Here is a 14,035-nt window from a genome sequence, read left to right on the forward strand (position 1 = left end):
CGCCTGTTGCTCGGCGGCGCATCGTGATTGCCGCCGTGCATTGGACCTGCCGCCTATGCCGCAAACCTCAGCCCGCCATCGCAGGTCAGGACCTGGCCGGTCATGAAGCCGTTGGAGACGAGGAAGGCTATCGCCGAGGCGACATCCTCGGCGCGGCCGATCCTGCCCACGGGAGTCTTGCCGGCATATTCGGCGAAGACCGCCTGCCGCTGCTCGTCGGGCAAGAAGTCCCACCACGGCGTGTCGATGACGCCGGGCGCCACGACGTTGACGCGCAGCGGCTTCAGTTCGACCGCCAGGATCGGCGCCACGGTCAGCAACATGCCGTTGATGGCGCCGATGCCGGCGATGCCTGGCATGGCGACCTGAGCCGATACCGCCGATATGAAGGTGACCGATCCGGTCTTGCTGAGCGTCGGCAGGGCTGCCTGCAGGCAGGACAGTTGCGGCCGCACCTTCTCCTCGACGCCACTGCCTATGTCTGCAAGGTCGAGGGTCTCGAAGGGGCCAAGGCCCTTGCCGCCGCTCGCCGCCAGAACAAGATGGTCGAACGGGCCGAGGCGCTCGAAGAACTGACGCACTTCATCCGGCTTTGAAGCATCGAACGCGGCCTTTTCCGCGGCGCCGCCAAGGTTCTTCCAGGCGCCGTTGAGTTTGTCCTGGTTGCGCCCGGTGATCGTTACCTTCATGCCCGGCCCGATCAGCTTGCGCGCGGTGGCCAGGCCGATGCCGGATGAGCCGCCGATGATGACTGTGTGTTCTGTCTTGCCGGTCATGAATGTTCTTCCTTCGCTGTTGCCAGCCCGACAAGGTCGAGGCTCAAGCTCCGCAATTGCTGTCTTGCCCTGGCGTCGTAGGCCTGGGCGTCGGCGCGGGATTCGCGCAGGCCGTCGAAATAGAGGCCGCTGCGCCCTTCAAGCGCGGATGAGGTCGCGAGATTGACGATCGCGTCGGCGCCGGTTTCGACCGAACTCCATGGCGTCACCCCCGCTTGCCGGACCATGGTGGTGTTCATGTAGCTCGCCGGATGCAGCGCGTTGACGGTGACGCCGGTGCCTTTCAGCTCTTCCGCCAGATCGATGGTGAACAGGATCTGGGCCAGCTTGCTCTGGCAGTAGGCGCGCACGCCGCTATAGTTGCCGGCCAACATTACATCGCCGAAGTCGATTGCCTGCTGGCCGGCCGAAGCGACATTGACGATGCGCGCCGGCGCACTCGCCTTCAGCAACGGCAGAAGGTCCGAGGTCAGCAGGAAACCGGCGAGATAGTTGACCGCGAAGCGCAGTTCGTAGCCATCGGCGCTGACCTGCCGCTTGGCGCCGGCCGTGCCGATGCCGGCATTGTTGATGAGGATGTCGAGCCGGTCCGTTCGGGAACGCACCGCCTCGGCGAGGCGGCGAATTTCGGCCAGCGAGGCGAGGTCGGCGGCGAAGAACTCGGCCTTGCCGCCGGCGGCCTCGATTTCGGCGACCACGGCCTTGCCGCGCTTGGCATCGCGGCCGTGCACCAGCACGCGCGCGCCGGCGGCGCCCAGTCTTTGCGCCACGACGCGGCCGACGCCGTCGGTCGAGCCGGTGATGAGGATTGTCTTGTCTTGCAGGTCCATGTCCGGAGCCTCCATTTCGTCGCTCCGGCTCGAAGATCGGACATCCGGCAGGCCTCAAACAGTTCAAACTTTATCCTGGTATCAGTACTGCTATAATAAGCGTCATGGATGCTCCCTCTCATTCCGCTGAAGACAGCCGCCGGCGCGAACTCGGCGCTTTCCTGCGCTCGCGACGCGAGAGGCTGACGCCCTCGGCAACCGGTATCGCGACAGGCCTCAGGCGGCGAACGCCGGGCCTGCGCCGCGAAGAAGTGGCAATGATCGCCGGCGTCGGGACCACCTGGTACACCTGGCTGGAGCAGGGCAGGGACGTGCGCCCTTCGGTGGAGGTGCTGACGGCGCTCAGCGAGGCACTGCGGCTGGACCCGGCTGAGAAGCGGCATCTGTTCACGCTTGCCGGCCGCCAGCAGCCAGAGCGGCGGCGCATCGTGCCGGCGAAGGTCGACGGGCCCTTGCTGCACATGCTGCAAAGCCTGGTTCTGCAGCCCGCCTATGTGGTCGGCCCGCGCTGGGACGTGCTGGCCTGGAATGACGCGGCTGTTGCCATTTTCGGCGACTACGGCCTGTTGGAGGGCGACGCCCGCAACATCATCCATGGCGTTTTCACCGATCCGCACCGGCGGCATCTGCTGGTCGACTGGGAGCAGGTGGCCCGCGCTTCTCTCGCCGCGTTCCGCGCCGAGAGCGCGAAGTATGTCGGCGATCCGGATTTCGAGCGGCTGATCGCGCTGATGATGCGCTCAAGTCCCGAGTTCCGGGAATGGTGGCCGCAGCGCGACGTCGTGCACCGGCTGTCCGGCATGAAGCACCTGCGCCACCCCGCGGCCGGTCCGATGGTGTTCGAGCATATGAGCCTGTCGATCGATGACGGCTCGGACATGAAGCTGATCGTCTATACGCCGCTCGCCGAGCAGAACTCGATCGCAAAGCTGCAGACATTGCTGGACGCGCTGCCGGTCGAGCGGCGCAGCGCGTAGCGTTGTTGGCCGCAGCCCCCTCCGCTTCGTCATCCTAGGGCGGAGCAGCCGCGAAGCGGCGTCGCGGAGACCCTGGGATCCATTCCGTGACCTTGGCCGTGGAGCGCAGCGGAGCAGAATTCTGGACCGTTGCCGCGCGTCGAAGTCGCGGCATGGATTCTAGGGTCTGCGCCGCGTCGCTTCGCTCCTTGCTTCGCCCTGGAATACCGAAACCATTTAGCCCTTCGGCTTCAGCCCCTCGAGAAACAACTGCTCCAGAAACCGCGCCGCGTCCTCGAAGCGGCCGTCGCCGCCGCGGTTCGGTCCCAGCACCGCGCGGACCTGGACGTCGAAATCGGCATAGTGCTGCGTCGTCGCCCAGATCGAGAAGATCAGGTGCCAGGGGTCGGTCTTGGCGATCTTGCCGGCACGCATCCAGCCCTTGATGACGGATGCCTTCTCGTCGACCAGCGTCTTCAATTCGCCGGCCAGCAGCGGCATGATGCGCGGCGCGCCTTGCAGGATCTCGTTGGCGAACAGCCGGCTCTCGCGCGGGAAATCGCGCGCCATTTCGAGCTTGCGCCGGATGTAGCTCCTGAGCTCGGTCATGGGATCGCCGATATCATCGAGCTCGCGCAACGGCGCCAGCCAGGTGTCGAGCAGGCGCTGCATCAAAGTCTCGTGAATGTCTTCCTTGCGGCGGAAGTAATAGAGCAGGTTCGGCTTCGACATGCCGGCGGCTTCGGCGATCTGGTCTATGGTTGAGCCTCGGAAGCCGTTTGTGGAGAACACCTCGAGCGCGGCCTCCAGGATGACTTCGCGCTTTTCCTGCTGGATGCGTGTGCGGCGGGGGGCTTCCGTGCCGGTGTTCACCGTTGCGGGCCCTCGCGTTGCCAAGTCTCGTGTTCAAGGTCATCTGGACCAATTCTCTGGACCAGTTTTTCCCCAGGCTGTGGAACGCACTTCAGGAGCCGCATTTCCGCTAGTAATCCCTTGACCGCCGACAGGGCGGTGCTAACGTTTGTCCAATCGGTCAAAAATTTGCGTAGCATGAAAACGGCGCAAAGACCAAGCGTTGGACGCACCGAAACAGGTTACAAGGGGAAGTCTTGGTCATGTCCAACCGGCTGAAAGTCACGCCGAACGATCTCAGTGCATTCTGGATGCCGTTCACGGCAAACCGGCAGTTCAAGCAGGCGCCACGCATGTTCGTGTCCGCCAAGGACATGCATTACACGACCAGCGATGGCCGCAAGGTGCTGGACGGCACGGCGGGCCTGTGGTGCGTCAATGCCGGCCACTGCCGGCCGAAGATCACCGAGGCGATCCAGCACCAGGCCGCCGAACTCGACTACGCGCCTGCCTTCCAGATGGGCCATCCCATCGTGTTCGAACTGGCCAACCGCCTGGTCGACATCGCGCCCAAGGGCATGGACCACGTGTTCTTCACCAATTCCGGTTCGGAGTCGGTCGAGACCGCGCTGAAGATGGCGATCGCCTATCACCGGATGAAGGGTGAGGGCTCGCGCACCCGCCTGATCGGCCGCGAGCGCGGCTATCACGGTGTCAATTTCGGCGGTATCTCGGTCGGCGGCATCGTCACCAACCGCAAGATGTTCGGCACGCTGCTCGGCGGCGTCGACCACATGCCGCACACGCATCTGCCGGAGAAGAACGCCTTCTCCAAGGGCGTGCCGGAACATGGCGCGGAGCTCGCCAACGAGCTGGAGCGCATCGTCGCGCTGCACGACGCCTCGACCATCGCCGCTGTCATCGTCGAGCCGGTCGCCGGCTCCACCGGCGTCATCCTGCCGCCCAAGGGCTATCTGCAGAAGCTGCGCGAAATCTGCACCAAGCACGGCATCCTGCTGATCTTCGACGAGGTCATCACCGGGTTCGGCCGTCTCGGCGCGCCGTTCGCGGCCGACTATTTTGGCGTCACGCCAGATATCATGACCACGGCCAAGGGCGTCTCCAACGGCGTCATCCCGATGGGCGCGGTGTTCGTGAAGAAGGAAATCCACGACGCCTTCATGACCGGTCCCGAGCACATGATCGAGTTCTTCCACGGCTACACCTATTCGGGCAATCCGATCGCCTGTGCGGCCGCACTGGGCACGCTCGATACATACAAGGAAGAAGGCCTGCTTACCCGCGGCGAGGAACTGGCGCCTTATTGGGAAGACGCGCTGCACTCGCTGAAGGACGAGCCGCATGTCATCGACATCAGGAACATCGGCCTGATCGGCGCGATCGAACTGGCGCCGATCGCCGGCAGCCCGACCAAGCGCGCCTTCTCGGCCTTCGTCAAGGCGTTCGAACGCGGCGCGCTGATCCGCACCACCGGCGACATCATCGCGCTGTCGCCGCCGCTGATCATCACCAAGGGCCAGATCAACGAACTGATCGACCATGTGCGTGAAGTATTGAGGTCGATCGATTGAAGATCTGGGCGCGGATATCCCTCCCCCTCGAGGGGAGGGTGGCCGCGAAGCGGTCGGGTGGGGTCGGTGCGACCGGGCGCCGACCTGATCTTTTGCCGCGAGGCCGCCGTTGATGCCCGGGACTCGCGTAAGCTTCGAAATGCGCCAGAAGGCGCGCGCGCTTCGAGTTCACGCGACCAAGGGCGAATCCCTGCTCTGGTATGAACTGCGCGAGCTGAAATCGACCGGTATTAAATTCCGCCGCCAGTGCCCGATTGGAGCATACATCGTCGACTTCGCCTGTTTTGGTGTGAAGCTGGTGGTCGAAGTGGATGGCGATCTGCACGAACACGCAAAGGGCAAACGGCACGACGCTGTTCGTGATGCCTATCTGCGTTCGCTCGGGTTCGATATCTTTCGCGTTGACGAGCCCGATGTCATAAACAGCGCTTGGCATGTCGCGCAGTTGGTCAAGGGGAAGGGCGAGCTTATGTCAGGCGACCCCACCCGACCGCTTCGCGGCCACCCTCCCCTCGAGGGGGAGGGGGACGCCGCGCAATTGGAGAGGTTTTGAATGGCCGCACCCGGCGAGAATCTGCGAATCAATTCAGACCGTTTGTGGGATTCGCTGATGGAGATGGCGAAGATCGGCCCCGGCATTGCCGGCGGCAACAATCGCCAGACGGTGACCGACGAGGATGGCGAGGGTCGGCATCTGTTCAAGCGCTGGTGCGAGGCCGCCGGGCTCGAAATGGGCGTCGACGAGATGGGCACCATGTTTGCCCGCCGCGAGGGCACCGATCCCAGCCTGCCGCCGGTCTATGTCGGCAGCCATCTCGACACGCAGCCGACAGGCGGCAAATATGACGGCGTGCTCGGCGTTCTGGGCGGGCTGGAAGTCGTGCGCTCGCTCAACGATCTCGGCATCAAGACCAAACATCCGATCGTCGTCACCAACTGGACCAACGAGGAAGGCTCGCGCTTCGCACCGGCGATGATGGCGTCGGGCGTGTTCGCCGGCGTGCTCGACCAGGCCGATGTCTACGAGCACACGGACAAGAACGGCAAGAAATTCGGCGAAGAGCTGGAGCGTATCGGCTGGAAGGGCACCGAGAAGGTTGGCGATCGCAAGATCCACGCCTTCTTCGAACTGCATATCGAGCAGGGCCCGATCCTTGAGGACGAAGACATCGACATCGGTGTCGTCACCCACGGCCAGGGCCTGAAATGGCTGCAGGTGACGCTGACCGGCAAGGAGGCGCATACCGGCTCGACGCCGATGCCCAAGCGCCGCAATGCCGGGCTCGGCATGGCTCGCGTGATCGAACTGGTGCATGAGATCGCCATGGACTACCAGCCCGACGCCGTCGGCGCGGTCGGCCACATGGAGGTCTATCCCAACTCGCGCAACATCATCGCCGGCCGCACCGTCTTCACCATCGACATACGCTCGCCCGAGAAAGAAGTGCTGGACGCCATGGATGGCCGCATCCGCGAAGGCATCGACACGATCTGCGAGGCGCTGGATATCCAGTACAAGGTCGAGCAGGTCGGCCATTTCGATCCGGTCACCTTCGATGCCGGCTGCGTGAAGGCTATCCGCGATGCCGCCGAACGGCTTGGCTACACCCACCGCAACATCGTCTCGGGTGCTGGCCACGATGCCTGCTGGATCAATCGCGTGGCGCCGACCGCAATGGTGATGTGCCCCTGCGTCGATGGGCTGAGCCACAACGAGGCCGAGGAAATTACCAAGGAATGGGCGAGCGCGGGCGCCGACGTGCTGTTCCATGCTGTGGTGGAGACGGCTGTCATCGTGGAGTGAGCTTTAGACATCCAGATTCCAAACGCTGCTCACGAAGAAGCGCGAAAAGAACAAGGGAACACGAAAATGACCAAAGTCATCAAGAACGGCACCGTCGTCACCGCTGACCGCAGCTGGAAGGCCGACGTGCTGTTCAGCCACGGCAAGATCGTCGCCATCGGCTCCGACCTGCATGGCGACCATGAGTACGACGCCACCGGCTGCTATGTGATGCCGGGCGGCATCGACCCGCACACCCATCTCGAAATGCCTTTCATGGGCACCTATTCGGCCGATGATTTCGAGTCCGGCACGCGTGCGGCCCTTGCCGGCGGCACCACGATGGTGGTCGATTTCTGCCTGCCGGCGCCGCAGCAATCGCTGCTCGAAGCCTTGCAGATGTGGGACAACAAGACCTCCAAGGCGTCGTGCGACTACTCCTTTCACATGGCGATCACCTGGTGGGGCAAGCAGGTGTTCGACGAGATGGCGACCGTCGTCGACAAGGGCATCACCTCCTTCAAGCACTTCATGGCCTACAAGGGCGCGCTGATGGTGGATGACGACGAGATGTACGCGTCGTTTCAACGCTGCGCCGACCTTGGCGCGCTGCCGCTGGTGCATGCCGAGAATGGCGACGTGGTTGCTGCCCTGTCGCAGAAGCTGCTCGCCGCCGGCAACAACGGCCCCGAGGGTCACGCCTATTCACGCCCGCCGGAAGTGGAGGGCGAGGCCACGAATCGCGCCATCATGATCGCCGACATGGCCGGCGTGCCGCTCTATGTCGTGCATGTCTCCTGCGAGCAGAGCCACGAGGCCATCCGCCGGGCGCGGCAGAAGGGCATGCGCGTGTTCGGCGAGCCGCTGATCCAGCACCTGACGCTGGACGAGAGCGAGTATTTCGACAAGGACTGGGACCATGCCGCGCGGCGCGTGATGAGCCCGCCCTTCCGCAACAGACTGCACCAGGATTCGCTGTGGGCCGGCCTGCAGGCCGGGTCGCTGCAGGTGGTGGCGACCGACCATTGCGCCTTCACCACCAAGCAGAAGCGCTTCGGCGTCGGCGATTTCACCAAGATACCGAACGGCACCGGTGGGCTCGAGGACCGTTTGCCGGTGCTGTGGACCAAGGGCGTCAACACCGGGCGGCTGACGATGAACGAGTTCGTCGCGGTGACCTCGACCAACATCGCAAAAATCCTCAACATGTATCCGAAAAAGGGCGCCATCGTTGAAGGTGCTGACGCCGACATCATCGTCTGGGATCCGAAGCGCAAGAAGACGATCGCAGCCAAGAAGCAGCAGTCCGTCATCGACTATAATGTCTTCGAAGGCGTCGAGGTGACCGGCCTGCCACGCTTCGTCTTCTCGCGCGGCGAACTGTCGATCGAGGAGACCGAGGTGAAGGCCAGGCCCGGCCACGGCCAGTTCGTCGGGCGCGAGCCGAACGCCGCGGTCAACCGCGCGCTGTCGACGTGGAAGGAGATCACCGCGCCGCGCAAGGTGGAACGCACAGGCATCCCGGCGACGGGGGTTTGAGATGCGGCGCGGGGGACTTCTTGTCAGCGCTTTTATGGTTCTGGCGGCAAGCCAGGCGACGGCGGCCGGCATCGACCTCAGCAAGCCTTATGGCAACAAGTCCGGTTGCATCAACAAGAACGGCCAAGAGGTCTATGCCGAGGACATGCTGCTTCTGACCAGCGAGGCATTCGTCACGGTGGCGAGCGCTTGCACCTTCACCGAAAAAAAGGTCCAGGCCGACGGGTCGCTGGTTGTGAAGGCCAGTTGCCAGGCGGAGGGCGAGGAGGGCGAGACGCCCGGCCAGTTCACCATCAGGAAGAGCGCCAAGAACGCGAAGAGATTGGTGATCGCCGATGAGGACGGCAACGTCATGGGCGAAGTCTCTCGGTGCAAATGACGGCACGAGCCTTTGCGTCGACTTCAGGCGACCAGCGCATCCAGTTCCGGCAGCAGGACGACGCTTTCCTGTTCGTTGGGATCGGTGCGGGCAATGACGGCCGAAGACGGGGCGTTGCTCAGATTGGCCGGCAGATGCGGCACGCCGGCTGGAATGTAGAAGAGGTCACCAGCCTTGACGACGATGTGGTGTTCGAGCCGGTCGCCATACCAAGTATGGACCTCGCCGGAGAGCACATAGATCGCCGTCTCATGGCTCTCGTGCAGATGCGCCTTGGCGCGGGCGCCGGGCGGCATGGTGAGAACGTGCATGCAGATGCCGGAGGAGCCGACCGATTCCGTGGCAATGCCGGCGAAATAGGTCAAACCCTGCTTGCCTTCATAAGTGCTTTCAGGGCGGATAAGATGGCAAGTGGGTTTGGGCGACATCGGGGAACTCCGGGCGTCGATTTGAGTGGGACAAGACCAATGGGACTGGGCGAGTGGAAAACAACATCGCTATAAAAGCAATCGGAATCCGGACGGCGCCGCAGGGGCGGGAACAGGCAGGCGGCAGCCGATGACCGGAATTTCGCCAGCCGTCGTCGCGGCAAGCAAACTTGGCCTCACCTTCCAGACCAATGACGGACCGGTCCAGGCGCTGTCCAATGTCGACCTGACCATCGGCAAGGGAGAATTCGTCTCCTTCATCGGGCCGTCGGGTTGCGGCAAGACCACGCTGCTGCGCGTCATCGCCGACCTGGAGAAACCGACATCGGGGACGATCTCGGTCAACGGCATGACCGCGGAGCAGGCCCGCGAGAAGCGCGCCTATGGCTATGTCTTTCAGGCCGCGGCGCTGTTTCCGTGGCGCACGATCGAACGCAATGTCGCGCTGCCACTGGAGATCATGGGCCTCTCCAGGGCGGAGCAGGCGGAGCGCATCAAGCGCACGCTCGACCTCGTCAACCTCTCGGGCTTCGAGAAGAAATACCCCTGGCAGCTTTCCGGCGGCATGCAGCAGCGCGCCTCGATCGCGCGTGCGCTCGCCTTCGACGCCGACCTCTTGTTGATGGACGAGCCATTCGGCGCGCTGGACGAGATCGTGCGCGACCATCTCAATGAGCAATTGCTGCAACTGTGGGCGCGCACCAACAAGACCATCTGCTTCGTCACCCACTCCATTCCGGAAGCCGTCTACCTCTCGACGCGCATCGTGGTCATGTCACCGCGCCCGGGGCGTGTCAGCGACATCATCGAATCGACACTGCCGAAGGAGCGGCCGCTCGACATCCGCGAAACGCCGGAGTTTCTGGCGATCGCCGCGCGCGTGCGCGATGGTCTGCGGGCAGGGCACAGCTATGATGATTGAGTGCCCTCGCCAGAGAACGTCCTACGCGTTCGTCATCCTAGGGCGGAGCGGCGCGAAGCGTCGCGCAGACCCTAGGATCCATGCCGTGACGTCGGGCGAGGGGTCAAACCGGCGGAGAACGGCTTCCAGCCGCGGTCGCGCAAAGGGTGCCGTGTTCCGCACCGTTGCGGAACATAGAGGTAACGGCATGGATCCTAGGGTCTGCGCCGCGTCGCTTCGCTCCTTGCTTCGCCCTAGGATGACGAAGAAACAGGTGGTCGTCCTCCGCTTCGCTCCGGCCATCCTCTCCCCGGCGGGGAGAGGAGAGGGGGAGCGCTAGATGGACTCCTTCCGCGACAAGCTCGTCCCTGTCACCTCGATCCTGGCCGGCGTGGTCGTGCTCTGGTACGTCATGGCCGTCATCCTCAACACGCCATTCCAGCGCGATCTCGACACTCGTGCCAACGAAACCCCCGGCACGGTCGAATTCATCGGCAAGACGCTGGCCCAGCCGAAGCCGACGCTCCCGGCGCCGCATCAGGTGGCGGTGAATTTCTTTGAAAACACCTTCCTGCGGCCCATCAATTCGAACCGCAGCCTCGTCTACAACGCCTGGGTGACGCTGTCGTCGACACTGCTCGGCTTCGCCTTCGGCACCGCGCTCGGCATAATCATCGCCGTGGGCATCGTGCATGTGGCGACGCTGGACCGCAGCCTGATGCCGTGGATCATCGCTTCGCAGACCATTCCGATCCTTGCGGTGGCGCCGATGATCATCGTCGTGCTGGCGGCGATCGGCATCACCGGCCTGATCCCGAAAGCGATGATCTCGACCTATCTGTCGTTCTTCCCGGTGACCGTCGGCATGGTGAAGGGATTGCGCTCGCCCGAGATCATGCATCTCGACCTGATGCACACCTACAATGCAAGCCGTGCGCAGACCTTCTGGAAATTGCGTGTCCCGGCCTCGGTGCCGTTCCTGTTCACCTCGATGAAGGTGGCGGTGGCGGCAAGCCTGGTCGGCGCCATCGTCGGCGAACTGCCTACCGGCGCGGTCGCCGGCATCGGCGCCAAGCTGCTCGCCGGCGCCTATTACAGCCAGTCCATCGACATCTGGTCGGCGCTGGTTGCGGGTTCCATCGTGGCGGCACTTCTGGTCATGGTGGTCGGCATTGCCGGCCGCCTCGTCGACCGCGCCATGGGCGGGAGGCCGGCATGAACTGGTTGAAACCCTCCTGGCAAGCGGTGCTGGCGATCCTGCTCTGCCTGATCGCGGTCGCCCTCGGCGCGATGTCGAAGCCGGAAGCGGCAGCGCTCGCGGACCCGACAGCGAGCATCAACTATCCCTATCTCGGAACCAAGGGTTTGATGCTCGGCCTGGCGATCGTGGCGGCACTGATCTCGATGATCAGGATTCCACCGCTTGCAGAGGCGGTCGTGCTGTTTGTCGGCGCCCATCTCGTTGCCTGGCTGCTGATCTCGGGCATCGCGGGGTTCGAAGGCACGGCACTGGCACCTTATTTCCTGCTGCTCGCGGCCGCCTGGCTGCTTGGCTGGCGCTGCGTGGCGGTGCTGTCCAGCCTTCGTCCGATGAGGAGCTTGGCCCGCAACGCGCTGCGGCTGATCATCCCGGCCATATTCGGCGCCTGGATCCTGATCATCTGGGAAGCGGTGACGCGCGGCGCAGGCATCCCCTTCATCCTGCTGCCGCCGCCCAGCGCCATCGGCGCGCGCATCGCGAGCTCGCTGCCGGTGCTCGGCGCCGATGTCCGGCAGACCATCTTCAAGGCGGTGCTCTTCGGTTATGTCGTCGGCAGCGGCGCCGGTTTCATCACCGCGATCCTCGCCGACCGCGTGCCGTTCCTGCGGCGCGGGCTCTTGCCGATCGGCAACATGGTCTCGGCACTGCCGATCATCGGCGTGGCGCCGATCATGGTGATGTGGTTCGGCTTCGACTGGCAGTCCAAGGCGGCTGTCGTCATCATCATGACCTTCTTCCCGATGCTGGTGAACACGGTCGCCGGCCTGGCCGCCTCCGGCCATATGGAACGCGACCTGATGCGCACCTATGCGTCGGGTTACTGGCCGACGCTGATCAAGCTCAGGCTGCCGGCGGCGGCCCCCTTCATCTTCAACGCGCTGAAGATCAACTCGACGCTGGCGCTGATCGGCGCCATCGTCGCCGAGTTCTTCGGCACGCCCGTGGTCGGCATGGGCTTCCGCATCTCGACCGAGGTCGGGCGGATGAACATCGACATGGTCTGGGCCGAAATCGCAGTTGCAGCACTTGCGGGTTCGGTCTTTTATGGCGTGGTCGCTCTTGTCGAAAGAGCCGTCACGTTTTGGCATCCCTCTGTCCGTGGTGGATAGGGGCGGTGGGTTTAAGGGCACTAACTTCAGAGGGTAAAAGAATGAAAAAACTGATTATTCCCGTTCTGGCCGGCGCGATGTCGCTGGCCGCGTTCCAGGCGATGGCCGCCGACAAGGTGACGTTGCAGTTGAAATGGGTCACGCAGGCCCAGTTTGCCGGCTACTATGTCGCCAAGGCCAAGGGTTTCTACGAGGCCGAGGGTCTCGACGTCGACATCAAGCCGGGCGGCCCGGACATTGCGCCCGAGCAGGTGATCGCCGGCGGCGGCGCCGACGTGATCGTCGACTGGATGGGCGGCGCACTGGCCGCGCGCGAAAAGGGTGTGCCGCTGGTCAACATTGCCCAGCCGTTCAAGAAGGCCGGCATGGAACTGGTCTGCCCGAAGGACGGCCCGATCAAGACCGAAGCCGACTTCAAGGGCCACACGCTCGGTGTCTGGTTCTTCGGCAACGAATATCCGTTCTACGCCTGGATGAACAAGCTTGGCCTGAAGACCGACGGCGGCCCGGACGGCGTCACGGTCTTGAAGCAGAGCTTTGACGTGCAGCCGCTGATCCAGAAGCAGGCGGATTGCATCTCGGTCATGACCTACAATGAGTACTGGCAGCTGATCGACGCCGGCTACAAGCCGGAACAGCTGACCGTGTTCAACTACTCGGCGATGGGCAACGACCTGCTCGAGGACGGGCTCTATGCCTCGGAAGACAAGCTCAAGGACCCGGCCTTCGAGGACAAGATGGTTCGTTTCGTGCGCGCCTCGATGAAGGGCTGGAAATATGCCGTCGACAACAATGACGAAGCCGCCGGCATCGTCATGGACGGCGGCGGCCAGGACGAGAACCACCAGAAGCGGATGATGAGCGAAGTCGCCAAGCTGATCGACAATGCCGATGGCAAGCTCGACCCGGCGACCTACGAGCGCACCGCCAAGGCGCTGCTCGACCAGAAGATCATCACCAAGGAGCCGAAAGGCGCCTACACGACGGCGATCACCGACAAGGCGATCAAATAATGGGCCTGTGGGAGCGTGATCCCGGAAAGATCATGCTCAAACGACCAGATGGAACGGCGCCTCAGAGGCGCCGTTCCTTTATGGTGTTCATGACGAAGCTGGTTTCGATCGAGGCGACGCATTTCAGCCGCGCGATCTTTTCCTTGATGAAGCGCTCATACTGTTCCAGGCTGCCGGTCACCACCTTCAGCACATAGTCGCGCGAACCGGTAACGAGGTGGCACTCCAACACCTCTTCCCAGCCGCGGATCGCCTCCTCGAACATGACGATCTCGTCCTCGTTCTGCCGGCTGAGCCGGATGGTGGCGATGGCGACCATGCTCCAGCCGAAGGCGGCGGGGTCGACCAGCGTTGTGTAGCCCCTGATGACGCCGGTCTCCTCCAGCCGCCGCACACGCCTGAGGCAAGGCGACGGCGACAGGCCGATGCGCTCGGCAAGCTCGTTGTTGGTGATGCGGGCATCCGCCCGCAATTCCCTGAGAATCCTGAGGTCGAAGTCGTCGGCTATCTTCTGCTGCACTTTCGCTCTCTCGCGGCAAATTGTTGCCGACATGCAGCCATGCAAGCCCAGGAATAGCAAGGACTGGCTGATCGGGATCGCATAAATTGCGGCGGA

15 protein-coding genes are annotated in these 14,035 nt (G+C 63.6%); 10 read left to right on the forward strand and 5 right to left on the reverse strand.

Translation table 11 applies throughout. The features are described from left to right. Positions 1–53: 53 nt before the first annotated feature. Together EB815_RS18135 and EB815_RS18140 are read right to left on the reverse strand one after the other, a co-directional pair. On the reverse strand, positions 54–776 hold the full coding sequence (locus tag EB815_RS18135; protein WP_056571924.1) for an SDR family oxidoreductase: 723 nt from the start codon (positions 774–776) through the stop codon (positions 54–56). Then, positions 773–1,606: an SDR family oxidoreductase gene (locus tag EB815_RS18140; RefSeq protein ID WP_056571926.1), complete on the reverse strand. Its 834-nt coding sequence runs from the start codon at positions 1,604–1,606 to the stop codon at positions 773–775. The genes EB815_RS18135 and EB815_RS18140 overlap by 4 nt, the downstream gene beginning before the upstream one ends. 104 nt (positions 1,607–1,710) lie before the next feature. On the opposite strand from EB815_RS18140, the gene EB815_RS18145 reads away from it, so the two are divergent. After that, complete coding sequence (locus tag EB815_RS18145; protein WP_056571930.1) at positions 1,711–2,583, forward strand: helix-turn-helix transcriptional regulator; 873 nt, start codon at positions 1,711–1,713, stop codon at positions 2,581–2,583. A 216-nt stretch (positions 2,584–2,799) separates the two neighbouring features. On the opposite strand, the gene EB815_RS18150 is transcribed toward EB815_RS18145, so the two are convergent. After that, positions 2,800–3,435, reverse strand: coding sequence for a TetR family transcriptional regulator C-terminal domain-containing protein (locus EB815_RS18150; protein WP_056571933.1), 636 nt, complete (start codon positions 3,433–3,435; stop codon positions 2,800–2,802). A gap of 242 nt (positions 3,436–3,677) precedes the next feature. On the opposite strand from EB815_RS18150, the gene EB815_RS18155 reads away from it, so the two are divergent. From EB815_RS18155 to EB815_RS18175, 5 genes are all read left to right on the forward strand, one after another. Beyond that, positions 3,678–5,006: an aspartate aminotransferase family protein gene (locus EB815_RS18155; protein ID WP_056572164.1), complete on the forward strand. Its 1,329-nt coding sequence runs from the start codon at positions 3,678–3,680 to the stop codon at positions 5,004–5,006. 139 nt (positions 5,007–5,145) lie between these two features. Then, the gene (locus tag EB815_RS18160) at positions 5,146–5,559 is read left to right on the forward strand and encodes an endonuclease domain-containing protein (RefSeq protein ID WP_244494089.1); all 414 of its coding nucleotides are present in this window, start codon (positions 5,146–5,148) and stop codon (positions 5,557–5,559) included. Beyond that, positions 5,560–6,810 carry a Zn-dependent hydrolase gene (locus EB815_RS18165; protein ID WP_056571939.1) on the forward strand — a complete coding sequence of 417 codons (1,251 nt, stop codon included), beginning with the start codon at positions 5,560–5,562 and terminating at the stop codon, positions 6,808–6,810. 66 nt (positions 6,811–6,876) lie between these two features. Continuing rightward, the gene (gene hydA / locus EB815_RS18170; RefSeq protein ID WP_056571942.1) at positions 6,877–8,328 is read left to right on the forward strand and encodes a dihydropyrimidinase; all 1,452 of its coding nucleotides are present in this window, start codon (positions 6,877–6,879) and stop codon (positions 8,326–8,328) included. A gap of 1 nt (position 8,329) precedes the next feature. Beyond that, positions 8,330–8,707, forward strand: coding sequence for a hypothetical protein (locus EB815_RS18175; protein ID WP_056571945.1), 378 nt, complete (start codon positions 8,330–8,332; stop codon positions 8,705–8,707). Between the two features lie 23 nt (positions 8,708–8,730). Here EB815_RS18175 and EB815_RS18180 read toward each other — a convergent pair whose 3' ends face one another. Then, positions 8,731–9,135: a cupin domain-containing protein gene (locus tag EB815_RS18180; protein ID WP_056571948.1), complete on the reverse strand. Its 405-nt coding sequence runs from the start codon at positions 9,133–9,135 to the stop codon at positions 8,731–8,733. Positions 9,136–9,265: 130 nt separating this feature from the next. Between EB815_RS18180 and EB815_RS18185 the strand changes: the two genes are divergently transcribed. The 4 genes from EB815_RS18185 to EB815_RS18200 all read left to right on the forward strand — a co-directional run bounded on the left by EB815_RS18185 (position 9,266) and on the right by EB815_RS18200 (position 13,419). Next, positions 9,266–10,057 carry an ABC transporter ATP-binding protein gene (locus EB815_RS18185; RefSeq protein WP_056571950.1) on the forward strand — a complete coding sequence of 264 codons (792 nt, stop codon included), beginning with the start codon at positions 9,266–9,268 and terminating at the stop codon, positions 10,055–10,057. Positions 10,058–10,376: 319 nt separating this feature from the next. Beyond that, complete coding sequence (locus EB815_RS18190) at positions 10,377–11,255, forward strand: ABC transporter permease (RefSeq protein WP_056571956.1); 879 nt, start codon at positions 10,377–10,379, stop codon at positions 11,253–11,255. Then, positions 11,252–12,406, forward strand: a complete 1,155-nt coding sequence (locus EB815_RS18195; protein ID WP_056571962.1) for an ABC transporter permease — start codon at positions 11,252–11,254, stop codon at positions 12,404–12,406. Before EB815_RS18190 ends, EB815_RS18195 begins: the two co-directional genes overlap by 4 nt. A gap of 41 nt (positions 12,407–12,447) precedes the next feature. After that, positions 12,448–13,419 carry an ABC transporter substrate-binding protein gene (locus tag EB815_RS18200; protein ID WP_056571965.1) on the forward strand — a complete coding sequence of 324 codons (972 nt, stop codon included), beginning with the start codon at positions 12,448–12,450 and terminating at the stop codon, positions 13,417–13,419. Between the two features lie 61 nt (positions 13,420–13,480). Here EB815_RS18200 and EB815_RS18205 read toward each other — a convergent pair whose 3' ends face one another. Further along, the gene (locus tag EB815_RS18205; protein ID WP_056571969.1) at positions 13,481–13,939 is read right to left on the reverse strand and encodes an Lrp/AsnC family transcriptional regulator; all 459 of its coding nucleotides are present in this window, start codon (positions 13,937–13,939) and stop codon (positions 13,481–13,483) included. Between the last annotated feature and the right edge of the window lie 96 nt (positions 13,940–14,035).

It is taken from the genome of Mesorhizobium loti, assembly GCF_013170705.1.
GTDB classification, from domain to species: domain Bacteria; phylum Pseudomonadota; class Alphaproteobacteria; order Rhizobiales; family Rhizobiaceae; genus Mesorhizobium; species Mesorhizobium loti_D.

Bases quoted from the DNA above. Each gene is read 5' to 3' on its own strand.
- EB815_RS18140 (WP_056571926.1), bottom strand. From the start codon at position 1,606: ATGGACCTGCAAGACAAGACAATCCTCATCACCGGCTCGACCGACGGC.
- EB815_RS18175 (WP_056571945.1), top strand. From the start codon at position 8,330: ATGCGGCGCGGGGGACTTCTTGTCAGCGCTTTTATGGTTCTGGCGGCA.
- EB815_RS18185 (WP_056571950.1), top strand. From the start codon at position 9,266: ATGACCGGAATTTCGCCAGCCGTCGTCGCGGCAAGCAAACTTGGCCTC.
- EB815_RS18165 (WP_056571939.1), top strand. From the start codon at position 5,560: ATGGCCGCACCCGGCGAGAATCTGCGAATCAATTCAGACCGTTTGTGG.
- EB815_RS18190 (WP_056571956.1), top strand. From the start codon at position 10,377: ATGGACTCCTTCCGCGACAAGCTCGTCCCTGTCACCTCGATCCTGGCC.
- hydA (WP_056571942.1), top strand. From the start codon at position 6,877: ATGACCAAAGTCATCAAGAACGGCACCGTCGTCACCGCTGACCGCAGC.
- EB815_RS18200 (WP_056571965.1), top strand. From the start codon at position 12,448: ATGAAAAAACTGATTATTCCCGTTCTGGCCGGCGCGATGTCGCTGGCC.
- EB815_RS18145 (WP_056571930.1), top strand. From the start codon at position 1,711: ATGGATGCTCCCTCTCATTCCGCTGAAGACAGCCGCCGGCGCGAACTC.
- EB815_RS18160 (WP_244494089.1), top strand. From the start codon at position 5,146: ATGCGCCAGAAGGCGCGCGCGCTTCGAGTTCACGCGACCAAGGGCGAA.
- EB815_RS18180 (WP_056571948.1), bottom strand. From the start codon at position 9,135: ATGTCGCCCAAACCCACTTGCCATCTTATCCGCCCTGAAAGCACTTAT.
- EB815_RS18155 (WP_056572164.1), top strand. From the start codon at position 3,678: ATGTCCAACCGGCTGAAAGTCACGCCGAACGATCTCAGTGCATTCTGG.
- EB815_RS18195 (WP_056571962.1), top strand. From the start codon at position 11,252: ATGAACTGGTTGAAACCCTCCTGGCAAGCGGTGCTGGCGATCCTGCTC.
- EB815_RS18135 (WP_056571924.1), bottom strand. From the start codon at position 776: ATGACCGGCAAGACAGAACACACAGTCATCATCGGCGGCTCATCCGGC.